Source organism: Leptothermofonsia sp. ETS-13 (genome assembly GCF_049200465.1).
GTDB lineage: Bacteria > Cyanobacteriota > Cyanobacteriia > Leptolyngbyales > Leptolyngbyaceae > Leptothermofonsia.
Genome location: NZ_CP120836.1, coordinates 2,520,237 through 2,542,648, shown reverse-complemented (window position 1 = coordinate 2,542,648; position 22,412 = coordinate 2,520,237). Strand labels below are relative to the sequence as shown.

26 protein-coding genes and 1 pseudogene are annotated in these 22,412 nt (G+C 48.9%); 13 read left to right on the top strand and 14 right to left on the bottom strand.

Going from position 1 to position 22,412, the window contains the following annotated elements; genetic code table 11:
• Positions 1-41 precede the first annotated feature (41 nt).
• The 3 genes from P4D80_RS11470 to P4D80_RS11460 all read left to right on the top strand — a co-directional run bounded on the left by P4D80_RS11470 (position 42) and on the right by P4D80_RS11460 (position 1,406).
• Entirely contained in the window at positions 42-302 is a 261-nt protein-coding gene (locus P4D80_RS11470; RefSeq protein WP_421659276.1) for a hypothetical protein, read from the top strand.
• A gap of 427 nt (positions 303-729) precedes the next feature.
• The gene (locus P4D80_RS11465) at positions 730-915 is read left to right on the top strand and encodes a hypothetical protein (protein WP_421659275.1); all 186 of its coding nucleotides are present in this window, start codon (positions 730-732) and stop codon (positions 913-915) included.
• A 356-nt stretch (positions 916-1,271) separates the two neighbouring features.
• Positions 1,272-1,406 (top strand): hypothetical protein, encoded by a 135-nt coding sequence (locus tag P4D80_RS11460; RefSeq protein ID WP_421659274.1) that lies wholly within the window; start codon positions 1,272-1,274, stop codon positions 1,404-1,406.
• Positions 1,407-1,444: 38 nt separating this feature from the next.
• On the opposite strand, the gene P4D80_RS11455 is transcribed toward P4D80_RS11460, so the two are convergent.
• A complete protein-coding gene (locus P4D80_RS11455; RefSeq protein ID WP_421659273.1) occupies positions 1,445-2,032 on the bottom strand; it encodes a LuxR C-terminal-related transcriptional regulator in 588 nt (195 codons plus the stop codon).
• Between the two features lie 392 nt (positions 2,033-2,424).
• Here P4D80_RS11455 and P4D80_RS11450 point away from each other — a divergent pair, with 392 nt between their 5' ends.
• Positions 2,425-3,123: a response regulator gene (locus tag P4D80_RS11450; RefSeq protein WP_421659272.1), complete on the top strand. Its 699-nt coding sequence runs from the start codon at positions 2,425-2,427 to the stop codon at positions 3,121-3,123.
• 21 nt (positions 3,124-3,144) lie between these two features.
• A complete protein-coding gene (locus tag P4D80_RS11445) occupies positions 3,145-5,034 on the top strand; it encodes a CHASE2 domain-containing protein (protein ID WP_421659271.1) in 1,890 nt (629 codons plus the stop codon).
• 151 nt (positions 5,035-5,185) lie between these two features.
• Here P4D80_RS11445 and P4D80_RS11440 read toward each other — a convergent pair whose 3' ends face one another.
• The 5 genes from P4D80_RS11440 to P4D80_RS11420 all read right to left on the bottom strand — a co-directional run bounded on the left by P4D80_RS11440 (position 5,186) and on the right by P4D80_RS11420 (position 6,867).
• On the bottom strand, positions 5,186-5,674 hold the full coding sequence (locus tag P4D80_RS11440; RefSeq protein ID WP_421659270.1) for a transposase: 489 nt from the start codon (positions 5,672-5,674) through the stop codon (positions 5,186-5,188).
• A gap of 8 nt (positions 5,675-5,682) precedes the next feature.
• Positions 5,683-5,811, bottom strand: a complete 129-nt coding sequence (locus P4D80_RS11435; protein WP_421659269.1) for a hypothetical protein — start codon at positions 5,809-5,811, stop codon at positions 5,683-5,685.
• On the bottom strand, positions 5,808-6,152 hold the full coding sequence (locus tag P4D80_RS11430; RefSeq protein ID WP_421659268.1) for a helix-turn-helix domain-containing protein: 345 nt from the start codon (positions 6,150-6,152) through the stop codon (positions 5,808-5,810). The genes P4D80_RS11435 and P4D80_RS11430 overlap by 4 nt, the downstream gene beginning before the upstream one ends.
• Positions 6,153-6,159: 7 nt before the next feature.
• Positions 6,160-6,330: a hypothetical protein gene (locus tag P4D80_RS11425; protein ID WP_421658391.1), complete on the bottom strand. Its 171-nt coding sequence runs from the start codon at positions 6,328-6,330 to the stop codon at positions 6,160-6,162.
• Positions 6,331-6,426: 96 nt separating this feature from the next.
• A complete protein-coding gene (locus P4D80_RS11420; protein WP_421659267.1) occupies positions 6,427-6,867 on the bottom strand; it encodes a surface-adhesin E family protein in 441 nt (146 codons plus the stop codon).
• Positions 6,868-7,089: 222 nt separating this feature from the next.
• Here P4D80_RS11420 and ribD point away from each other — a divergent pair, with 222 nt between their 5' ends.
• The 3 genes from ribD to P4D80_RS11405 all read left to right on the top strand — a co-directional run bounded on the left by ribD (position 7,090) and on the right by P4D80_RS11405 (position 11,481).
• Positions 7,090-8,244 (top strand): bifunctional diaminohydroxyphosphoribosylaminopyrimidine deaminase/5-amino-6-(5-phosphoribosylamino)uracil reductase RibD, encoded by a 1,155-nt coding sequence (ribD, locus tag P4D80_RS11415; protein ID WP_421659266.1) that lies wholly within the window; start codon positions 7,090-7,092, stop codon positions 8,242-8,244.
• 289 nt (positions 8,245-8,533) lie between these two features.
• The gene (locus tag P4D80_RS11410) at positions 8,534-9,139 is read left to right on the top strand and encodes a hypothetical protein (RefSeq protein ID WP_421659265.1); all 606 of its coding nucleotides are present in this window, start codon (positions 8,534-8,536) and stop codon (positions 9,137-9,139) included.
• A 1,100-nt stretch (positions 9,140-10,239) separates the two neighbouring features.
• Complete coding sequence (locus P4D80_RS11405) at positions 10,240-11,481, top strand: glycosyltransferase 87 family protein (RefSeq protein ID WP_421659264.1); 1,242 nt, start codon at positions 10,240-10,242, stop codon at positions 11,479-11,481.
• A 119-nt stretch (positions 11,482-11,600) separates the two neighbouring features.
• Here the strand turns inward: P4D80_RS11405 and grxD are convergent, their stop codons facing one another.
• The 3 genes from grxD to P4D80_RS11390 all read right to left on the bottom strand — a co-directional run bounded on the left by grxD (position 11,601) and on the right by P4D80_RS11390 (position 12,987).
• The gene (gene grxD, locus P4D80_RS11400; protein ID WP_421659263.1) at positions 11,601-11,924 is read right to left on the bottom strand and encodes a Grx4 family monothiol glutaredoxin; all 324 of its coding nucleotides are present in this window, start codon (positions 11,922-11,924) and stop codon (positions 11,601-11,603) included.
• An 81-nt stretch (positions 11,925-12,005) separates the two neighbouring features.
• A complete protein-coding gene (locus P4D80_RS11395) occupies positions 12,006-12,266 on the bottom strand; it encodes a BolA family protein (protein ID WP_421659262.1) in 261 nt (86 codons plus the stop codon).
• 109 nt (positions 12,267-12,375) lie between these two features.
• Positions 12,376-12,987 carry a hypothetical protein gene (locus tag P4D80_RS11390; protein WP_421659261.1) on the bottom strand — a complete coding sequence of 204 codons (612 nt, stop codon included), beginning with the start codon at positions 12,985-12,987 and terminating at the stop codon, positions 12,376-12,378.
• Positions 12,988-13,134: 147 nt separating this feature from the next.
• Here P4D80_RS11390 and P4D80_RS11385 point away from each other — a divergent pair, with 147 nt between their 5' ends.
• Positions 13,135-15,249 carry a S8 family serine peptidase gene (locus P4D80_RS11385; RefSeq protein WP_421659260.1) on the top strand — a complete coding sequence of 705 codons (2,115 nt, stop codon included), beginning with the start codon at positions 13,135-13,137 and terminating at the stop codon, positions 15,247-15,249.
• Between the two features lie 366 nt (positions 15,250-15,615).
• Here P4D80_RS11385 and P4D80_RS11380 read toward each other — a convergent pair whose 3' ends face one another.
• The 4 genes from P4D80_RS11380 to grxC all read right to left on the bottom strand — a co-directional run bounded on the left by P4D80_RS11380 (position 15,616) and on the right by grxC (position 18,625).
• Entirely contained in the window at positions 15,616-15,732 is a 117-nt protein-coding gene (locus tag P4D80_RS11380; RefSeq protein WP_421659524.1) for a DUF4278 domain-containing protein, read from the bottom strand.
• Positions 15,733-16,601: 869 nt separating this feature from the next.
• Positions 16,602-17,450 carry a lysophospholipid acyltransferase family protein gene (locus tag P4D80_RS11375; RefSeq protein ID WP_421659259.1) on the bottom strand — a complete coding sequence of 283 codons (849 nt, stop codon included), beginning with the start codon at positions 17,448-17,450 and terminating at the stop codon, positions 16,602-16,604.
• Between the two features lie 91 nt (positions 17,451-17,541).
• Complete coding sequence (gene tadA, locus P4D80_RS11370) at positions 17,542-18,057, bottom strand: tRNA adenosine(34) deaminase TadA (protein ID WP_421659258.1); 516 nt, start codon at positions 18,055-18,057, stop codon at positions 17,542-17,544.
• A 229-nt stretch (positions 18,058-18,286) separates the two neighbouring features.
• Complete coding sequence (grxC, locus tag P4D80_RS11365; RefSeq protein WP_421659257.1) at positions 18,287-18,625, bottom strand: glutaredoxin 3; 339 nt, start codon at positions 18,623-18,625, stop codon at positions 18,287-18,289.
• Positions 18,626-18,706: 81 nt separating this feature from the next.
• Between grxC and P4D80_RS11360 the strand changes: the two genes are divergently transcribed.
• From P4D80_RS11360 to P4D80_RS11345, 4 genes and pseudogenes are all read left to right on the top strand, one after another.
• On the top strand, positions 18,707-19,183 hold the full coding sequence (locus tag P4D80_RS11360; protein WP_421659256.1) for a hypothetical protein: 477 nt from the start codon (positions 18,707-18,709) through the stop codon (positions 19,181-19,183).
• A gap of 15 nt (positions 19,184-19,198) precedes the next feature.
• Positions 19,199-19,372: pseudogene (locus P4D80_RS11355) on the top strand (histidine kinase dimerization/phospho-acceptor domain-containing protein); the annotation flags it as partial.
• 15 nt (positions 19,373-19,387) lie between these two features.
• Positions 19,388-20,128 (top strand): histidine kinase dimerization/phospho-acceptor domain-containing protein, encoded by a 741-nt coding sequence (locus tag P4D80_RS11350; RefSeq protein WP_421659523.1) that lies wholly within the window; start codon positions 19,388-19,390, stop codon positions 20,126-20,128.
• On the top strand, positions 20,038-20,361 hold the full coding sequence (locus tag P4D80_RS11345) for a sensor histidine kinase (protein ID WP_421659255.1): 324 nt from the start codon (positions 20,038-20,040) through the stop codon (positions 20,359-20,361). The genes P4D80_RS11350 and P4D80_RS11345 overlap by 91 nt, the downstream gene beginning before the upstream one ends.
• A gap of 164 nt (positions 20,362-20,525) precedes the next feature.
• Here P4D80_RS11345 and P4D80_RS11340 read toward each other — a convergent pair whose 3' ends face one another.
• A complete protein-coding gene (locus P4D80_RS11340; RefSeq protein ID WP_421659254.1) occupies positions 20,526-22,409 on the bottom strand; it encodes an EamA family transporter in 1,884 nt (627 codons plus the stop codon).
• Between the last annotated feature and the right edge of the window lie 3 nt (positions 22,410-22,412).

Genomic DNA, 22,412 nt, shown 5'->3' with positions numbered 1-22,412 from the left:
CAACCCCGTAAAGTGGTGTATGTCGATTCAATAAAAAGTCAATGCAGCAGCTTTTATGGATTGCGATCGTCTGGGTAGCCGGTAGCGCAGCTATTTTAGGCAGCCTGATGACGCTTGGTAGCCTGCTTTTATGGGTTGCACCAACCCAACCGACTAAAACAACAAGGAGAGCAAACGAAAAGGCACTAGTAACTACAATGACCCAGCCATTTCAGGATCGGTTGAAACTGCTGGCAGTTTCCGTTGCGATCGCCCTAGCCGGGCTTAGCCTACTGGCGATCGTCCCTTTCCCCTATTCCTGAATACCTTCACTGCTTCCCACAGGTGAACGAACCCTCGTCCCCTACAGAGATATAGCGATAGCCGCCAAGTTTAGGACGGAGTACAGGGGGTTCCACCCCTATCTGGGGGCGAGCCTCCACTCCCCCTATTAATGATGACTACCTACTTATATATTTATATGCAATATATACAATGGATTGATGGAACTACAATGGATTGATGGAACTGGTACTTGAACGCATACCATTTTGGCTCCCTTCTACTCCCTACTCCCCAACCCAATGGTTACTGGACTTATGCCATCGTTCACTGGCTATTTACTGACTATTTACTGACTATTTACTGACTATTTAGAAGAACTAATCAACTGAGTCAGGTCATAACTCAATCTAATCAAAAGAAGTGTTAACCGAACTTGAGGTTGTCTATTCTGATGGCTAAAGTCCGATGGCTAAAGAACTGCTTAGTGGAGAGATCGCTTCTTTCTTCAATGAATGCGATCGCTCTACTCTTAAAGTGGAACTCCTGCGACGACAACTAAGAATTACCTCCCCTGTCCCACTCCAACAGATACGGGCCCCATTTCCTGGCTGCTCAAACGAAATTGGAATCGTAACTAAGGAAATCCTGTAACCGCAGGAATCTATCACCATATTAAGGCCGCTGTGGGTAATTAATGGTGAGACTGGCTTTTGCAATTACTTCAACAGCTGTTTGCCCTCATTGGGAGGTTCTAAAATTGTGATAGTTCGCTAAGCGGAACCCATCTCATAATTTAAAGAGGCGCGAAGCCTGTAGATTTTGGGAAGCTGCCACCAGGGAATGTAGTGATATTTATGGTGCTCTTCGTGATAGCCAAAATGGTATAGCGGTAGTCATTGTGGTTAGGACGGGGTGCAGGGGTGGAACCCCTGGCTGGGGGGCAGCCCCCACTCCCTCTCTAATTCCAATGTCCTAACGCACCTGTGTAGAGCAATAACAATTCCCAAATGATCAAAATGATCAGAAGACAGGTAAGGGATTGGTTTTTGCGCAGTGAGAATTGGTACATCCACAGCGATCGCCTGGGACTCCATGTCGCCAGATATATGGCATCTTTCACTCCTGCCACCTGTGCTACCTGATACCAGACATTTGCTGCAGCAGGCTTTTAGGTCAATCTCTAATAAGCTACTTGATACTCTGGCTCGATCGCTATTTTCTGCTTGGTATAGATTTCCTTCAGGTGACGCTTGACGGTGTTAATTGTAATGTATAACTCCGTCGCGATCTGTTGATAGCTGAAACCAGCTCGCCGCAGCAACCAAACCTCTGCTTGCCTGGGAGTCAGGTTATAGAGAAGCACCTCAGCAAATGCCCGATTCTGTATTGACTGACAACGATCTTCCAGCAGGACTATCAGATATGGATGATTGGAATCTTCTAGCGTGAGCCACCGTACCCGGAGTCGATAAACCTTAGATTCGCTCAAGGTAATTTCAGACTCAATCACTACAGGCTGATCTACATACATACTGCGGCTCTCAATTAATGCCTGACAACTGCGCCAAATGACCTCAGGAACATTATCAACAACCGATCCTCCCCGGCTGAGTTGTTGGCAAATGCAATGGGCATAGTAGTTGTGATAAAGAACTTCACCTTGCTCAGAGAGAATCAGAATCCCATCTGTAATCCCTTCCAGCACCCCCTGGAGCAACAAGGGGGTTACCTGAGCAGTGGTTTCCTTTTGTTCGAGTTGAGTCAGCATATTTCTGGGGGCTAAACAATAAACACAAACAAGCTCAATCTTGATCGCCGGATTACCGATGCCTCAGCCACCAAGTTAATTTCAGTAGAAGGCCTTTGAGAAAGTACATCCAGAAAGACCTCACAAGTTCGTTAGTGCAGCAATTTGAAGTGCTTTCTGGATGTATTCAACCTGAGTTGAATTGATTCGATAGTATGAGAATGCAACAAACATTGCACTATCCCTCTCTGCAAAATTAATTTCCGACAACGGCTAGGGAAGATTGCGGTTTTGTGCAATGCGCTTTACCAATGTTGGTTCCATTAACATTACAGATTCGTACCTCCCCTTGATATTCAAGGTCATTTTCTGCAAAGTTGGAGGTATGTTTACGCAATCAATCTGTCTGCTTTATGCTCCTGGCAATAAGCCAACCCTTACCAGAACCTGCAAAACTCCAGATTTTAGTGGTTGATGACCACGAAGTCGTTTTAGGTGGAACCATCGACCTGTTAAAACGTCAATATCCCCAGGCAGAAATTTTGACAGCTCAAACCGTTGAAAGTGCTTTAAATCAGTTAAAAACACATACGCCCGATCTGGTCGTGCTCGATCTGTCTCTACCAGAAAAGCAGGGGGAAACTGCCCAGCCGGAATCAGGAGTTCAACTGCTGAAGACGTTGATGCAGAACTACCCCACACTTAATGTCACGGTTCAGAGTACTTACGTTAAAGCCCTGGTACGGATCAAACCTGAAATTGACCGGCATAATGGAGGTTTTACCGTTGCTGATAAGAGTCTTTCTAGTAAAGAGATGTTAACCCGTGTGGATTGGGCATTGAAGGGCATCACCCATACCAAAGATATCCGCCCAGGGCGGACTCTGGAAGTTAAGCCTGACTGGCTGACTGTACTTAAGCTTGCCTTTCACGAGGGCTTGCAGGACCGGGCGATCGCCAACCGAATGAGAGTCTCCGAAAGAACGGTGCGCCATTACTGGACGAAAATTCAGGACGTTCTGGATGTGTACCCAGAAGAAGACAAGCAAGATGGGAAAAACATCCGCATTCAAACTGAAATTCGTGCCAGGGAAGAAGGTCTCATTGACTGACATAGCCTGGGGTAGGCAACGGTGCAACGAAACATCTGGAGAAGCCTGAAAGAAGCCGTTTCCAATTGGCGAGTGTGGGTACTCCCAGGAACGATAGTGATAGGGTTGGTGGTGGCAGCTCGTTTACTGGGTTCCCTCGAAGGACTGGAACTGCTCGCCCTCGATACCTTTCTGCGCCTGCGTCCTGCCGAAACTGAAGATGATCGAATTGTTCTGGTCGGCATTGACGAAGCCGATATGGAGAAAACAGGCTATCCCATTCCAGAACGAGAACTCGTCGATCTATTAAACACCTTGCAGACCTATCGACCGGCTGTGATTGGTCTACACATTTTTCAAACTCAAATTGCCCAAGCAGACAAAACGGAACTCCACCGCTCTCTGCAACAGCATCAAAATCTGATTGTTGCAGAGAGAATCATCCCTGCCTCCGACCAGATTCCGCCGCCTCCCGGGTTCCCGGCTGGACAGGTTGGGTTTGTTGATGTACTTCCAGATGGAGACACCCACTTGAGACATCTGATTCTCGGTAGCTTCGATCCCATTGATATTAAAAATTTCAAGTTCTCGATGGTCATTCGTCTGGTGGAAAGGTACCTGGTGTCTCAGGACAGCTCTCTTATCCTTAAAAACGGAATACATGACCCCAACGCAATGCGATTTGGGAAGATAGAGCTTCCTCGCCTGGAGCCCAATTCAGGCGGATATGCAGGAGCAGAGGTGGGAGACGTTGAAATTTTGATTAACTTTCGAAGTGGCCGCAATCCTTTTCGTCTTCTTTCCCTGAATCAGATAAAAACAGGAAAGTTCCAACCGGAGTGGTTACGCGATCGCATCATCATTGTGGGTATTACTGATCCCAAAATTCGACCCAGCATCCCGACAGCCGCCAACGACGAAATCCATTCGCTCCACCTCCATGCCCACACTGCCAGCCAGATCATCAGTGCTGTACTGGATGGACGGCCACTGCTCAAAACCTGGACTGACTCCTGGGAATATCTATGGATTTTCATCTGGGGCTTTCTTGCCATCCTCCTGGGACGTAGCGATTTACTCCCCAGAACAAAGCTGATTAGCATTGGCATTGTTCTGGTGGTTCTGATTGGAATCAGCTACCTGCTCTTGCTTTGGGGCTGGTGGATTCCAATTGTTCCGGTGGCACTGGTCTGGCTCTTAAATGGGATAGGATACACCGCCTTCTACAAATACGACTGGGTTTTGAGATCTCGCTTACAAGATAAGCAACTCATGGTTGAGGAACGCCAACGTACCATTGAGCAAACCTTCAACGTTATCCATAACGGTCCATTGCAAACCTTAGCCAGTCTCCTCAGACGCACACAAGATAGCCCCCTACCGCAGGAGCAATTACTTTCAGCACTGGAGCGGCTCAATACTGAAATCCGGGGAATTAGCGAGCATTTGAAGCAAGAAATATTAACCCAAGAAGAAAGCCTCTATCTAAGCAGTGGAGCCAACATTGATTTGAAACTTCCCATTCATGAACTGTTCTATGAGGTTTACAGCCACACCTTAGAGCGACCAGAATTCTCCAGGTTCAAAGCTCTCAAGGTCGCCTGTCAATTTGAACCAATTCAGCAGACCCTCCTGAGCATTGAGCAAAAGCGAGATCTGTGCCGATTTCTTGAAGAAGCTTTGTGCAATGTTGGTAAGCACGCCGAAGGAGCCACTCATCTCAGTATCACAGGCATTCATCAAAAAGGTGGGTATACATTACAAGTCACCGATGATGGCATCGGTGTGCAATCCCCTATTGAGGGAGAAGGAACCAAATACGCGCGTAAGTTGGCATCTGCATTGAATGGCAAATTTAGGCGGGACTCTCTATTTCCCAAAGGAACACGCTGTGAACTGAGTTTCCCTCTTACTGAATCCCGTTTCTGGTAACTAGTGCATTTTCAGGAGACCTTTTTTGCTAGAACCTCTAGCAAAAAAGGTCTCCTGAAAATGCACTGAGCAACCTGGCGACAGCTATAGGATCGCTATAGACCCTAGCGCAAATCTAGCTAGTAACCAGCGGCATAACAACACATAGCTGTCATGAGGTCAGAGGCTTGCCCGTATAGTTCCACTTGAAAGGTTTGGCCATGGTGCGATTGAAGTAGTCGATGAAGTCAAGAATCTTGGCGCTGAGCTGAGCTTGACTAGTGAAACTGGCCCGTCGCAGCCACTTGCGCCTGAGAATGGAGAACCAGATTTGGATTGGGTTGAGCCAGGAGCAATGCTTTGGGGTGAAATGTATGACCAGGCGGTGCTGTGGATTGCTCAAGAAAGCAGCCCGGGTGGCCATCGATTTCAGGATGCCGGATTTGCCTTTGCACCCTAACGGCGGTGGTTCGGGTTCCAGGGCGACCGCCAGTGGCACCAGAGCTACCGATTGGTGGGTGTTGAGACAGTCCATGACCAGATGAATTTTAGGGGCATCGGTGACTTGGGCGAGTAGGGTGTCGAGATGAGCCGCTAAATCTTGCTCGGTTCGGGTGTCGCCCACAGTCGCCTGGTCAATGCGTCCAGTGGCGACATTCAAGGTGGCAATCAGGCTTTGGGGCCATGATGCTGGTACTCAAATTCCACCCGCACACAGCGTCCGGGTTTCATCTCAATATCCGGCATCACGCGCTCCAAGGCTTGGATGCCCGTCATTTCATCAAGACTGTAGGTCATCTCCCCACGTTCGGCCCGCGCAGCCGCTTGTTCGTAGACCTGGCAGATGTCTTGGACTTTGGTGGCAAAGTCCGGGTCGGGGGGGATGAAGCCAGTAGGGACTCTGGTGCGGTTTCAGTTCGGCTTCGGCTAACAAACGCCCGACAGGGCGACCACTGATCCGCGCCACAAGGCGCTTGTTTGACCAGTTCATCGGCTAACTCTGGAGGGGTCCAGTGACTGATGGGGCGTCCAGAGTGCTCGGGCGGAGCACATGCGAGGGCATAGAGTTGAGTGATTTGCTCCAAGGTAAACGTGGCGGGGGCACCGGGACGGGGGGCATCGGCTAAGCGCTCCGACACTGGCAACTCAGCCGAGCTCTCGAGCAATCTGACCTTGGCTGTCTCCCTGGCTGGCACGCAGAATGATCTGCGCTCGCAATGCCAGTTGTTGGGGCGTACTTGGTCGCTTCACCAACTGCTCTAGTTCACGACGCTCGGATTCACTCACAATCAGGGCGGGAAGGGCGGGACCAGGCATCAGACTCAATCCTCCAACACCGACTCCTTCAGGATATGCCCATTTCCGCCGCGCGGTACTAGCTACCAAACCTGCACCGCAGTATCCTAAGAAGCTCTACCGTGAAGCACAGACATAATTCATCGAAGCCTCTTCACCAGAATCGGAACGAGGGCTACCCAACGGTAGACTGTCGCCAAAATTGTACTCTTTGATCGTGTTAGAGTTTTCGTCCAGCGATTTGGCATAGCGGAGACGAAAGCGCTTTTGCTGGCAATCAACCGATAGATAAAAGGCCATGCTGTAAGCTAACTTTCCGTTTTCACGGTAGGGCGTGCCCCCGGTGGTATAAGACCAGAAGTAGCGAAACCGCCCGTGCCCCTGAATTGAGCCATTGTCCACGTACCAGGTTTTGTCGCTGCGATCGGTGAAAACAGCAACCCAACCTTTTTTATCGGGGGCGGCTTCAGCAAAGCCGACCACTCCTAAAAGAAAAATCGTCACTCCAGCAGTACAACCTAGTTTTTGTAAAATACTCAACATCACAAATCCCACCATCTAAAACTCATCCTGCCTCATGGGCTTGCAGTCTCCTGTTTTCCCAAGAGGCGACTGACAATTCACCTTTTCACGGGAAAACCAATTCGCTGAAACCAATTTGGTGAGTCAAGCCAACGCTTTCAATCAGGGCATTGCTGAAAAGCAGGATGATTTGAAAGGAAGTTTCCAGCATCCTGCACTCTTCTCACCTCAAGAATCAGCAGTGCTTCAATCAGAACTATGGATTATTCTTCCCAAAACCCTTCATCCAATCATACGGTGGAAAAATTGGACCCTCCGCAATCTCAAGATCACGCAATAATGCGACGCTGCATTGCGTTGGCACAGCGTGCTTTAGGCAAGACAGCTCCCAACCCGCTTGTGGGTGCTGTGATTGTGAAGAATGGCGAGATCGTTGGGGAGGGGTTTCATCCCGCTGCTGGACAACCCCATGCCGAAGTTTTTGCGCTCCGGCAGGCAGGAAAACGTGCTAGAGGGGCAACCATTTACATCAACCTGGAGCCTTGCAACCACTTTGGACGCACCCCACCCTGCTCAGAGGCGTTGATTGAAGCAGGCATCAAAAAAGCAGTCGTAGGCATGGTAGATCCCGATCCAAGGGTTTCCGGCAGTGGAATTGTACGGTTACAGCAGGCGGGCATCGAAGTGGTAGTCGGGGTAGAAGCGGCAGCCTGCGAGGAGCTAAATGAAGCCTTTATTTACCGGGTCACCCATCGCCGTCCGCTGGGAATTTTGAAATACGCCATGACCCTGGATGGCAAAATTGCAGCTACCACCGGGCATAGCGCCTGGGTGACCAGCCCCGCCGCACGTTCGGTGGTTCACCAGCTACGGGTCGCCTGTGATGCTGTGGTGGTGGGTGGCAATACCGTCCGGCAAGACAACCCTCTGTTGACTAGCCGCCAAGAATTGCATACTCCGCTGCGGGTGGTCATGAGCCGATCGCTCAACCTCCCTACTAACGCCCATCTTTGGGACACCACCCTTGCCCCTACCCTGGTGGTCACTGAACCCCGCTCTAACCCAGAGCTTCGCATTCTTTTAAGAGAAAGGGGAGTGGAAGTGATTGAACTCATTCCCCTGACCCCCTACGCACTCATGACCTATCTCTATGAACGAGGCTTTATGAGCGTGTTGTGGGAGTGTGGGGGAACCCTGGCGGCACAGGCGATCGCGGATGGCTCCATTCAAAAAGTCCTTGCATTCATCGCCCCTAAAATCATTGGTGGCAGCACCGCCCCTACCCCCATTGGCGACTTGGGACTGGTCACCATGACCGATGCCTTAATTCTGGAGCGAGTAAAATGGCACCCAGTAGGTTCAGATTTGCTGGTGGAGGGATATATCAGCAAGAAACCTAAAGATAGCAAATGAAGATTCCTCCCACCCTCAAAATATTCGCTCATCCTACGAATTTCTTGCTATATTCGCGCTATGCCAGAAGTTAGAAGTGGTTAGTTATGTGAGAGGCTACACGTCAGAGGCAAGAAGGTAAGGAGAAAGATGGGTGGATAGATTTTCAGTTCTAAGTAGCTCCCAATACTTCCCTAACCCCCAACCCTTAACTCTGACTCCTGGTTCCTGACCCCTGACCCTAACTTTAATTTCTTTCTTCTTCCTTCCTCTCTCCTCCCCCCTCCTATGCATGCTCGAAATCAAGCTTTTGAGTTTACTTGTTGGCAGTCTCGGTTTACAAACAATGTTTGCCAGTAGTTGGCTACGATGGCAACAGGTGGTGAGTGAGCGGCAGTACGAGGCGGAGGAAGAAACGTTGACCCCCTACGAATCCAGAGAAACTTATACTTCGGCTGATACCCAACCCAATGGTTACGGGGCACCGCCCAAAGATCCCCGTTTGGCGGGCTGGGAGTTTAAGATTGTGCGGGCGAATCGGGACTTGTTTCGAGATCCAGCCGTATTTAAGCAGTTGTGCGATGAAGAAGCTCATGCGGGCTGGATTTTGTTAGAAAAACTGGACGATCGCCGTGTCCGCTTCAAGCGCCCCATCGCCCTGCGTGAAATCATCAAACCAGAGTTTTTGCCCCACGATCCCTATCGCACCCACTTCGGTCCAGCATCAGATTGGACGAAAGTTTTGGCTGCGATCGCCTTTCTGATTGCGCTCATCTTGCCTGCCTACCTGGGGTTCGCTCTGGTTTCTGCCACCCTCTCAAACACCCGCTCTAAATCTGAAGCCCCCCCCCTCCCGCTTCGCCGTTACCAGTGCAACCCACTGCAGAACCTATCCAACCTGCAAGTGACTAAGTAGGTAGCCACAATTAGGTAGCCATAATTAGTAGCCACAATTAATTGTCAAGGAGGGAGTGGGGGCTGCGCCCCAAGCCAGGGGGTTTCACCCCCTCCACCCCCCCAAATTATCCTTAATTGAATTGCGCCTGGCTACTTACCGCCCATTCAACCTTTGAAATCTTATGCTTCTCTTAACGATATAGCAACCTGATTAGATGGCTGTGTCGGTAAAGATAGGGAAAGGAAATCGCTTGTTTGTAAGACGAATTTCTCTTTCCAGCAGATTGTTTTTTTGGCGATCTGACGGATGCTGAAACTACTGTCAAATTCGCAGTGAAGGAGTGTCTGGTATGCTTTGTGACGCCTGCCAGCGGAAGAAAAATTGTTTACCATCCTTGCTGGCAAAGAGCGATCAGCAATTACGGAATCTGCTTGAAGGTCTCAAACGATGCGATATGAGAATCATCAAATCACCTGGAAAATTCTGAAATTGCTGATGGCTTAACCTTAAACCTTTGTAGTAAATTTTTGCTCAAAAATTAGTGCATTCATCTGATAAGTCCTCTACCTGATCCAGGTAGAGGATTTTTTTAGGACAAAGGTAATTGTCTAGCGGTATCAAGAATCATGAAAGCCTTTCCAGATTTGCTTCATGAATCACTGTGGGTGGGCATGGTACCGTTGCCCACGCTCATTTTATCGTCAAATTTTCTAGTTAGGGTAAATTATTTTGTCCATCCAAACCCCAGAAGAGAACTCGTACGGAGACGCGTTGTGAGGATAGGAGCATGTGGGAATTATGGAAGCAGTAGTGACTAAGTGGAAAATAGCCCAAGCAGATGGATTAAACGATTTCAAGACGACAGGCAATGGTTTAGCAGTGTTCAAATATGTTTATAGCGTTCACAAATAGTTTGTGAATAAGGGGGGATGGGGGCTTCGCCCCTGCACCCCGTTCAAATCTCAAGAAGGATCGTTATATAGCGATCCTATTTGGATTGTGAGAAAGGATTCCGCAGGAATCCTTTCTCATAAAGCCTCTCGATCTCACAACTGATTTAGGACTGCTATAGAAGAATCGAAATGTTTAGAAGAATCGAAGGGACTTACAATTTTTTAGTGTTTGAATTATCGAATAATTCAAGAGTTGATGGACGTTTTTTACTACTTTTTCTGCTGAATCTATATTTTCTCCCCGTAATCATCTCTGGCTTTTTCATCCATTCTCCTGAACAATGGATAAATGCATGGTGGATCTATCCAGGAGTTGACAAAATGTATCCCCTGTTTGGGGATATGAGAGTTATTACTGCGGCCTATGAATGCATTCGGAAAGGATACAACATCTTTCAGGAGAATCCCTGCGACCCCTGGGGGCGTGCCATTAATTACCCTCCTATTTGGTATGCACCAGCAGCGATAGGAATCGATCAAAGTAATACAGCTATTCTTGGGATTACGATTGGTTTTTTATTCTTTGCTTTCACCTTTTTATTGATTAGAAAAATTAACTATTTTGAGGCAATTATTTACTCATTTATACTACTTTCTCCTTCTATTATGCTGGCTGTGGAACGAGGTAATAATGATCTGATCATCTACAGCCTTCTAGCAGTTTCATTACTACTGTTGAGCCATGAAAATATTCTCAGTAGGGGACTTTCATATAGTTTGATTGTGTTTGCTGCGACTTTAAAGTTATTTCCAATCTTTGCGATCGCAGCCCTCCTGAAGGAAAGACGAAGAGTTGTTTTGGCGATCGCTCCATTTACCCTTGGCGTATTTATCACCTACATATTCTTCACGCTGGACGACTTAAAATTTGTGAATAGTGTGACGCCCAGAGCTGCCTTAATGTCCTACGGAAACATGGTTTTTTTCGATCTGATATCCCTACACTTTGATCGGATAGGAATTGATCTTCCAAGAAATATTGGCTTTCTTTTCTTTTATACCAGCATCCTTTTCATTCTTGTGCTTTCCTGGGTTCTGGTTAAACGCCGCTATCGCTTCTATCAGAATGAGCAAGAGCAATTGGCAACACCTTATATTGATGAATTTAGGATTGGTGCTTGCATCTATCTGGGCACATTTATTCTCGGCAACAACTGGGATTATCGTCTCATCTTTTTGATATTTACTATCCCGCAAATCCTGGTTTGGATCAAAAGTCGCAGTTCACTTCAATCGATATCCACTATGGCTCTATCAGGAATCGTTCTAACGGTCTGGTTGAGCCGCTATTCCTATGAAATTTTTGGTTTAGATGAATTGATTAACTGGCTCCTGTTTTTTTATTTCACCTACACACTGGCCCAAACCTTGCCTGACTGGCTAAAAAACTGGTTAGCCGGGACTTGAATTATGCAAATGAGTAGATGAGTGAATGAGCACCCATTTACCCATCTACTCATCTACCCATTCATCTACCCATCTACCCGTCTACATCGCAACTGCGCAGTTATTTCTGTCAGCCTGCACTAAGATGCCAGAGCCACTTCAACCATTTGTTGTAGCTCCCCTTTCTGGTAAAGCTCAATCATAATGTCTGAGCCACCAATAAACTGACCGTTGATGTAAACCTGGGGAATTGTAGGCCAATTAGAGTACTCTTTAATTCCCTGACGGATGTCATAATCTTCCAGCACATCCACGGTTTCAAATGGCACACCGAGTGCATTCAGGATTTGCACCACATTATTAGAAAAACCGCACTGGGGCATCAACTTGTTGCCCTTCATAAAGACGATAATTTTGTTTTGTTTGACTAGATTGTCAATGCGCTGTTGAGTTTCGGAAGTCATAGTTCTAAAGCTATATAGGGGGAAAAGAGAACGGGACCAAACTGGAAAATGTCGAGGCGGCGGCGATCGCAGGCGGCTACTTTAAACTCTCTGACCCGTTGCCGCCCATGTCTGTGGAGTATAGGTCTTAAGCGCTAAGGCATGGATTGCCTCAGTAGACATGGCCTGTCGAACAGCCCCATAAACCATCTGGTGCTGCTGAACCAACCCCTTTCCCTCAAACTCTGAGGATATCACCGTTACCTGATAATGGTCTCCGCCGCCAGTCAAGTCTTGTACCTGAACCTGGGCATCGGGGATTTTGGCTTTAATCATCGCCTCAACCTGCTCCGGGCTAACCATTCATCCTCCTTAACGAATCATTTGCTAGCATTCAGTCTAACGTTCTATCCAGTGACCTGCGTTAACCATTACCCAATACCAGAACCACTGGGGACTGGTGATTGTCAAGCTACTGTTTAGTGCTGGGCTGTTCAGCTCGCGGGCGAGGATAGGGAGAATCCACAAACCCCAGTTCAAAAAGCTGTTGATAAGCCTTTTGTCCCAAATCACGGGTAGGCTGTTGGCTTCGGATAATTTGTACTAGCAGGGGAACTGCCAGTTCAGGCTGGTTTTGTGCCCGGTGTACCAGTGCCAGCCGGTAGGTTGCTTCGTCCCGTAATTGGGCTGCTTCCAGAGCTTTCTTCCGCTGGCTATCCGCAATCCGGTTATCGATGCCGGAGAAACTACCTGCCAGATCTTGATGGAAATTGGAGAGCTGGTTAAACACCTGGCGAGCTTCCTGCAACTTTTTAACGGCAACCGTATAGTTCTGAGCAGATACCGCTTTTTGAGCGTCTTCCATCAAGCGCTGCCCACCTGGCATACTGAGAAGGTTGTTCTCTTGATCGACGGGACGCAGAACGTTTGGATTACTCGGGTCGATCGGTTTTGCCTGATTGGGACTCGTTGGCAATTCCTGAGCAGTACTACTCAGTGGCTGAACCAGGGAGGATGCGGCCAGAATAGACGCAGTGATAAGGCCAGCCGTAGAAAGGAAACGAGTCTTTGCAAAGAATTCCATGTGGCAAAGGTGGATATTGGGAAAATGGGATAGGTAATGAGACTTACGTATCTTACCACTGACAGCCCCTTCTGTGTCTGGGTGGCGATGATCTAAGGCCAGGTACGGCGGTTGGGCAACTTTTGGGAACTTTTGAGGGATTGATTTATGACGGACCAAACTCCAGTAAGTCCTGTTCCGGGCAATCAGGGAGCAGCCATGCCTGAGTCAAGTGTGGGCAAGGTTTTGCAGCGGGGAGGAGAAGAGTTGCTTCTGGAAAAAGTGACAGACCGTTTTGCCATCCATGCTTCAGATAAGGCAAATCTGGCGCAACTGGTGCAGGGGCTTCCAGCGCAGGTGAAGCCGGAGCAGGTACCGGGGCAACTGGCTGAAATTATGGTTGATCCGCAACAGCGGGATGCGGTGATGCAGCAGATGCGGCAGGCTGAAACGGTTGACTATGTAACTCATATTTATCACTTAAAGGATGATCCCGGTTCTCTGGTGTATGTGACGAATCAAATTACAGTCCAGTTTGCGCCCCAGGTTGGCGCGGAAGCGATCGCCCAAATCATTGCCAGTGTTGGCCTCCGCCAGGTTAAACCTGTGGTCGGAATTCCCAATACCTTTGTGTTGGAGACAACGCCAGAAGCGACGGAGAATCCAGTGAAGATTGCGAATCGGTTGATGCAGCGATCAGATGTGCTGACCGCTGAACCGAATGTGGTTGTGCGAACCCAACATCTCTACCGTCCTAAAGACCCCCTTTATCCCAAACAATGGCATCTGAACCATAATGGGGGCCTCAACCTAACAGCAGGCTCCCATGTGTTTGCTGAGCAAGCTTGGGATATTACACGGGGCATTCGTTCAGTGGTGGTGGCGATCATGGATGACTCGGTTGATTTGAGACATCCTGAGTTTCAAGGAGTGGGCAAAATTGTTGCCCCCAGGGATTTGAAGCAAAATGATTTCTTGCCTTTGCCTGAAGAGGTAGAGGACAACCACGGCACCTCCTGTGCTGGGGTTGCGGTTGCCGAGGAAAATGGAGTGGGAACAGTTGGCATTGCACCCGGTTGTGCCCTGATGCCCATTCGTACAACAGGTTATCTGGATGATGAGGCGATCGAGGAACTGTTTGATTGGGCGATCTCCAGGGGAGCATCAGTCATCTCCTGTAGCTGGGGTCCGGCGGCGGTCTACTTTCCCCTTTCGTTGCGGCAGCGGGCTGCACTGACGCGGGCGGCGATCGAAGGGCGCAATGGGAAGGGATGTGTAATTGTATTTGCTGCCGGCAATGCCAACCGTCCTACCAATGGCATCGTAAATGAACGGGGCTGGCCCAACAATGTTTTGAGTGGCCCAACAGCCTGGTTGAATGGATTTACTGTTCATCCAGATGTCATCACTGTTTCGGCCTGTACCAGCCTGAGCAAAAAGGCGGCGTACAGCAATTGGGGCACTGAGGTTTCAGTCTGTGCACCCAGCAACAATGCTCCCCCAGGCATTGGGTTGCAAGAAACAGGATTTATCTACACTCCGCCAGAAGTGAGAGGGTCTTTCCCTGGACTAGGGATTGTCACCGCTGATCGCTCCGGTACCCCAGGTTATGACCCCAGCAGTTACACAACCGACTTCGGCGGTACATCTAGTGCCTGTCCGCTGGTGGCTGGAGTAGCCGCCCTAGTTTTGTCCGTCAACCCCGATCTCACCGCCTTCGAGGTCAAGCAAATCCTGCAACAAACGGCTGACAAAATTACGGATACGGACGCTGATCCTCAGTTTGGCTTTCGCAAGGGAACCTACGAAGCTGGGGGGCGGTGCGACTGGTTTGGTTATGGCAAAGTAAATGCATTTAAGGCAGTTCAGGCAGCAGTTCAGCAGCAAAAGCAGGCGATCGTGGCCGCTTCTCGCTATGTCCAGCAACAGAATACAACCAGCGCAGCAATTCCAGACAATAATGCCAATGGAGTCACAAGCCTGATTCGGTTTTCTGAACCGAGACTGGTACGCGATGTTCAAGTCAGGGTTGAGATTGAGCACAGTTTCCTGGGAGATCTGGAAATTGCCTTAACTGCCCCATCCGGTAACACCGTACTTCTGCAAGGGCGTACATTGGGGCGCAGGAGCAATCTTCAGACCATCTATACGCTACAAACCACACCGCTTCTACGCCGTTTTTTGAACCAGCCTGCTCAAGGAAGCTGGGAATTGCAGATTGTTGACCTGGCCGCAGGAGACACCGGCATGCTGAAAAGCTGGCAACTGACTCTGGGTATCTGATAGCGATCCTACTTGGATTGTGAGGAAGGATTCCGCAGGAATCCTTCCTCACAAAGCCTCTCAATCTTCTAATTCAGGACTGCTGTAGTTAGGGGAGACCATGAGGTAAATCTATCAACACTTTGAAGCCTCTCGTAGCAAGGGGATTGCCAAACACAATTTGCAGAGGTAGATGCTAAAGTATATGCCTCGATCAGGGCACAGTGGAGTTCATCCATTATTAGAGATGCCTCGTTAGAGATGCCTTGTTAGGGCTGTGTTGTTCAAGGATGTGTTGTCAAAGATAGAAAAAAGACGCCCAAATTGAGCGCCTTCTGGTTATCTAGGGGGTTAGGGAGAGTCTCAACCGAAACGAATAGTTGACAGTTAATGCTTAACAATCAGGTGTTCGTGTAGTTCTACGCCACGATAGCACCCTATCGCTTTCCCTGGAACTATAGAGATTTCAGGGGCTTTAGGTTCGTACTTGACTCCACGATACATCAGTTGCATAAGATCACAGTTGCATAAGATCACCCTCTAGGGGGTTATTTATCATTAGTTCAATTCATCCCTGAATGTTTCTAAGATACGGCTTGAACTATGGATACCACATCACCTTAAAGTCTCATCTGAATGGGTGAGTTTGTGTCATTTTTCTCCGAGCCTCATCCAACAGGATGACCCCTTGAGGGGGATGTCGGGTTGAATGCTTTGCCCTATCTTAAGAACATAAGAACATAGGTTTACTTTTATAGATAAAGGAGCGTTTTATGCTCGAAGTTGCTGCTTTTTTAACAGGTTATGCCTTAGTGTGCGCCGTATTTGTTTCACTTCTTAAACCCCTTCATCACAACCTTTAAATCTTCATTACAATGCTTAATGAGGAAGGTGTTTCTATGTTAGAAATTACAGCTTTCTTTACTGGCTATGCACTGATTTGTGCTTTATTTGTTTCTCTGATTGACTACCCAATTCATAAGCAAGTACGCTAGCCATCAGGTGATTCAAGAGGGAATGCATTATTCCTGGCTTGATAGGGTAGCGTATTGTGAAGTTTAATCGCCAAGAGTTTGCGCCAATTCAAGGTATCAAGCAGCGTTCGTGATCGCTCAAGACTTTCTACATTTTGATTGGGTTATCAGGGATTGGTCTGTCGTGGGTACTTGATGCAAATCCTGTTGTTGAAACTTTCTTCCTGCTCCTATTCGGCTTTTGGGTGGGAATGACGGCTGAGAAGTTGTTGAAGAGGCCCCCATGCTAGCTATAGATTGTTGTAGCAATGTTTTATGAAGCTGTACATTATTAACCCCCAGTTGTCGCTGTCCCCCCTTACCAAGGTGGACTACAGAGGGCTCTAATTCTACGCATCCTCATATTGAACTGGTATTAGCTAATTCTCTTAAGGATTCGAGTAAGCCAGAGGTAAGTTGCTGGGCATCAATCTTGGGGGCGCCCAGGTGATAGTTCGCAACCCGTAAAGGTGCCCCAATCTGGATCTTGACGCGACTTTTCCAGGGAACCATCGGGTGACTGTAATGCAGGTGGATTGGGATAATCTGGATCTCCAGACCTGGTTGAATGGTTTCTGCCTGGAGAGCCAGGCGTGCCAGACCTGGCTTTAGTGGTTGCACCTCATCTCCCCGAAAGATGTCGCCCTCCGGGAAAATAACGAGCATTTTGCCTGCTTTTAACAGCTCAACTCCGTGGCGGAGGCTGGCAACCCCTGGCCGTCTGGTATCTACTGGAAAGCCGCCCAAATGACGGATCAGCCAGCCCTGGCAGCCAACCACCTCATCGGCTGAAACCATAAAATGCAGATGCCGCCCTGTGATATCATGTCCAACTGCATAGGGAACCAAAAACGCATCCCAACGAGATCGATGAGTAGGAGCCAAAATGACCGGTCCAGATAGAGGGACATGCTCTCGCCCAGTGACTTCTATGCTCTTAAAATAGGCTGGAATCACTATGTATCGGCCCAATCGGTAGACGAGTGAGGCCAGCCATGGTAGAAATTGAGCCGGACGTAGGGATGCGGCTGTCGAAGACCTGGCTCGAACGGAAAACTTGGCTGCATTAACGATCAGGCTTTGCCAGTAAATACGACCAAGTTCAGATGGGTGTACCTGAGCCTGGGAAGAATTTGAGGACTGGCGATTAGAACGTGAAGACCGCTGGACAGTGGTTTCCAGCGGGGTCATAAAATCGAACGGACTCATAGCGCGAGCAGGGACTGGTAAGATGCGAAGACATTGCCTATCTCTACCCTAAATATCACCGGATTAAATCCCCCCTATGCTGAGGACACTTTCATTGGTGGCATGAGCCCCTTCCCAACTCACGATGCCGCCGTTGAGCAAACCAGGACTGTAGTTGCTCACGGCACAAGACTTCCAGAATACCACCAATTACCGCCAGCCGATGGTTAGAGCAGGAACTGTCCGGCAGATTAATCACAGTACGGACTGCCCCAGTTTTGGGGTCATCGGTTCCATAAACCAGCAAACCCAACCGGGCAAGAATGAGGGCTCCAGCGCACATGGGGCAGGGTTCTAGGGTGACGTAAAGGGTGCAGTCGTTAAGATGCCAGTTGTTCAGTACTTTACCCGCTGCTCTTAAAGCCAAAATTTCAGCATGGGCAGTAGGATCATGGTCCCGCTCGCGGCGATTTTCAGCTTCTGCGATCGCCTTTCCATCCGCCACCACGACGGCTCCCACCGGAACCTCCCCTGCCTCGCCTGCCGCCTGAGCAAGAGCGATCGCCCGCTCCATCCAGCGTCGATGAACCAAGTATTCAGGGTTTTCGGCAGGAGGGAAAAGGGACAAGGGGAGAGGGAGAGGAGAGGGGGAAAGAGGAAAGAAATTAAAGTTAGGAGTCAGGAGTTAGGAGTCAGGGGTTAGGGGTTAGGCAGGTATTGGGAGTTACTTAGAACTGAAAACCTGAGGGTGTTTTAGAAACGGAGCTCTGACTCCTCGAAACCCTGATTCCCTCGACCCCCTTTCCAGGATTACTACAAAAAAATTGACAAACCCGAAAACCCATCCACTCATCCACTCATCCCCCCATCCCCCATCCCCCATCCTGCAAAGCAGGCTGCGCCAACAATCCATCCAGTTTGCCTTCAGTATCCAGACGGTAGAGGTCTTCACAGCCGCCGATGTGTTGTTGATTAATGAAGATTTGAGGTACGGTACGACGTCCATTGGCGCGTGCTGCCATTCTGAACCGGGCAGCACCATTGCCGTCAATTTTGTACTCCGTAAATTTAACGCCCTTCCACCACAACAACATCTTGGCCCGAATGCAATAGGGGCAGGTCTGCCAGGTATAGATTTCAACCGTTGCTTTAACTTGTTCGGGACGGCGTCCTAGTAATGAGTTAAGGAAATGCATCACAAATCACTATGCTTTGAAGCTTAATTAGCAAAGTTCTTTTGTTAGTAAAAGCTATTGTACAGTTAGAGTACAAGTGCTTTGCTAGTATTTTCACAATGGTTTCAGCCATTTTTGGCTGTGAATGGGTTCATTCCCCATGGTCATTGTTATCTCTGGAAGCCAAGTCTGGTCTGGCTGCATCTAACGTCTGACTCCCTCATCGCTCTGGCCTACATCGCCATCTCGGCAACCCAGGCTTACCTGGTGTATGAAACTCGCCGGGAAATTCCCTTCCACTGGATGTTTCTCGCCTTCGGTATGTTCATCGTTGCCTGTAGTAGCACCCATGCTGTAGCCATATGGAAACTGTGGCACCCAACCTACTGGCTCTCCGTGGCACTGAAAGTAGTAACGGCGATCGCCTCTGTTTCGACAGCTATTGTTTTACCATCCCTAGTTCCCAAAGTGCTGGCTCTGGTGGAAACAGCAAAGCTATCTGAAAAACGACGGCTCCACCTGGAAATGGCCAATCGGGAACTTGAAACGCTCTATAGTCAGCTAAAAGAACTGGATTAGGTCAAAACTCAGTTCTTTGCGAATGTCAGCCATGAGCTGCGCGCCCCCCTAACCCTGATTCTGGGTCCAACCGAAAGCTTATTAAACAGTGAAAACCTGACTGAAGAGCAGCACTGTTGCTTAACAGTGATCAATCGAAATGCACGTCTGCGGCTGAAGCAAGTGAACGATTTGCTGGATGTCGCCAAACTAGAAGCGGGCAAAATGGAAATCAACTATGCCAATGTTGACCTGGCCCAACTGGTCTCTGTTACGGCTGCTAACTTTGATGGTCTGGCTCAGGAACGCCAAATCTCATTTACGCTGGAAACGCCAAAAACCCTCCCCGCTCAGTTAGACAGTTCCAAGCTACAACGGGTTCTTTTGAATCTCCTTTCCAACGCCTTTAAGTTCACACTAGAAGGGGGCACCATTCGTTGTCAAGTATCCACCCGTCCTGCAACCGAGGATTCATCTACTCACCCAACTGCCACCTCAGAAACAACGTTGCCAGAGCGGGCTGTGATTACAGTTGAGTTACGGACTCCCCTCAACGCAATTTTGGGCTGGTCAAAAAACCTGCGTTCTAAAAAATTTGATGAGGTAACCACCGGACGAGCTATGGAAACCATCGAGCGTAATGCCAGGTTGCAGGCCCGTCCGATTGAAGAACTCCTCGATATTTCACGCCTACTCCGGGGCGAGCTGTTGTTAGACAAGCGCGCCGTTGCTCTCCAACCCATTATTCAAACTGCCATTCAGGAATTACAACACGACGCGCAGATGCAAAAGCGATTCAAATCAGAACCCATCTGGATGAGGCAGATTGCCCTGTTTCTGGAGATTCTGTCCGGTTGCAACAAATTATTCAAAATGTGCTTTCAAATGCAATTAAGTTCACTCCACCAGAGGGACGAGTTGAGATCAGGCTTTTCTACAAGGGGAGTGAGGCCATTGTTGAAGTAAAAGACACTGGTGAAGGAATCAAGCCAGAGTTTTTGCCATTTGTGTTTGACTATTTTCGCCAGGCCGATAGCTCGACTACCCGAAAACACGGAGGATTGGGGCTGGGGTTAGCGATTGCACAGCAACTTGTGGATTTACACCAGGGGCGAATTCAGGTAAGAAGTGGCGGTGAGGGACAGGGAACCAGTTTAACGGTGACCCTGCCCCTGATGACAATCCTGTTTTTTGTTTAAAGGCCTTGCCAATCGTTATGACTATGGCGAAATTGATTATCAGGAAATTGATTATCAAAAAGTGTTAGAAGTTGGATTCCAGATGCATGTAACAAAGCCCATTGAACTTGACAGATTTGCAGCTACCATCGCCATTCTGCTTGGAGGTTAAATATCGTCGAAAGCTATCTGCGCATACTGCCATTCGTTGACTTTGACGCTGGAGGTTGTGCCTTCATTCGTTCAAAGCTGAGAGCCGTAACCCCACCCGTTACGAGCAGAATCCCCAGAATTTGAACAAACTGGAGTGGGCTCTGAATAAATAACCATGCAAGAAAGGCTGTGATCACAGGCCCACTGGAGGCAATGATTGAGGCACGGGCGGCTCCCATAAAGCGCACGCCAAAGTTATTGGTCAAATAGCCCACCAGAGTTAGCGCACCCAGGACAACTCCGCTGAGCACAAAGCCGGTAGGATTATCAACGCGCACTCCCAAATTAAGCGGCAGAAGCAAGATGACACTGGTTAGAACAAAGATAGTGAAAAACTGAATCAGGCTGACCGGAATTGGATGCAGTTTTTTGAACCCAAGCTGCATGAAGAGAAGGTAGAAAGCGAAGGCAACCCCCGCCAGAATTGCTGTTAGCACTCCCCCTCCCGTTACATTGCTGGTAGCAGCGAAGGTGGGAAGCGCTGTTAAAATCACCCCTAAAGAAATCGTAGCCATCACAATCCAGCGCAGCGAGGTAGGGCGATCGCCGAACAGAAACCACGCTAGCGGCACCGTTACAATCGGGTACATAAACAAAATCGTCACCGCTGGACCTGCTCCAATTTGCCCGATCGCAATGTAGATCAAAATTTGGGACAAAAACAGGAAAAAACCACTGCTGACCACGTTAAACAGGGGACGGCGGTCTTCGGCATCCAAGAACTTTCGCACGTCTCGCCATACTGGCGGGTGGAGAAACATCGCCACCGGAATCATTAACGGCAACACCACCAGCATCCGCAGCCACAGAATCAGCAGCGAGTTTCCCAGGCCGAGCTGAATGAATCCGCCGGTGGTAAACAATCCCAGAACCGTACTTTCCCTGCCGATGATCCGCACTACTACATTGTGAAACGATAGGGCGATCGTGGAAATCAGGACTAATGCCAGTCCCACCTGAAAGTGAGAAATGTCCTTTTTGGGTTTGGAAGATAGGGCAGCTGGAGTTGCCGGAAAACTCAACGTTGATGAGAGGGTTGGTGGGGAGGGGCGTTGAGCCGTAGAGGCATGAGAGGTATGGCTCATTGGAGTGGTGAGAGAGCCATTTCCCGGGGCTGCTGGATAGCGATTCTCTAACGAAGCTGAATAATGGTTTTCCAAATCTGTCGGATAACGACTTTCCGGTAAAGGATAGTGCCCTCCGGAAGGTGTTGGAAAATCATTCCCAGCCGTTTGGGAATAGTGGCTTTCGGTTTGAGGGGGGTAGGTGCGCTCTCCAGCATGAGGGGGAGAATAGGGAGGAGGGGCCGGGAGCTGCACTTTGCCCGATTCCGCTTGAAGTTGTTCCCTCAAGCGATTGATCAGAGCTTCTAAAATGGCTTCTCCCTGCTGCTCCAGAGTATGCATCCGGTTAATTTGTTGCGAAAGAGAACTCTGGTAGGTGTTTAACTCTCGCTGCAAGGTCTTAAACGTGTCACTAAAGGTTGCATCCAGTGATGAGAGCAATCGTTGAGCATTTTCACTGTGGCTATTGACCGCAGGCAGGGCAGACTGGTCAGCTGAGGCGATTACGGTTGATTGGTTCGCTTTCACCGCAATCTGATTCAGCCGCTCCGCGATTTGGGCTTGCAAATGGTGGGCTAAAATTTGTGCCAGTTGTTTAGCCCAGAGCTGCTGTTGGGCAATTTGCTGTTGAGAGAGGGATTCTAGCTGGCGAGACTGCAATGCCCGATGATAGGTTTGCAGTTTTTCAATATCAGACATCAGACGAGATTTTTCTGCCTGAAGTCGTGCCACTTCTTCCGATAGTTGAGTAATTAACCCACTGTGCAACCCCTGCAAATCTTGGGTGACCATTTG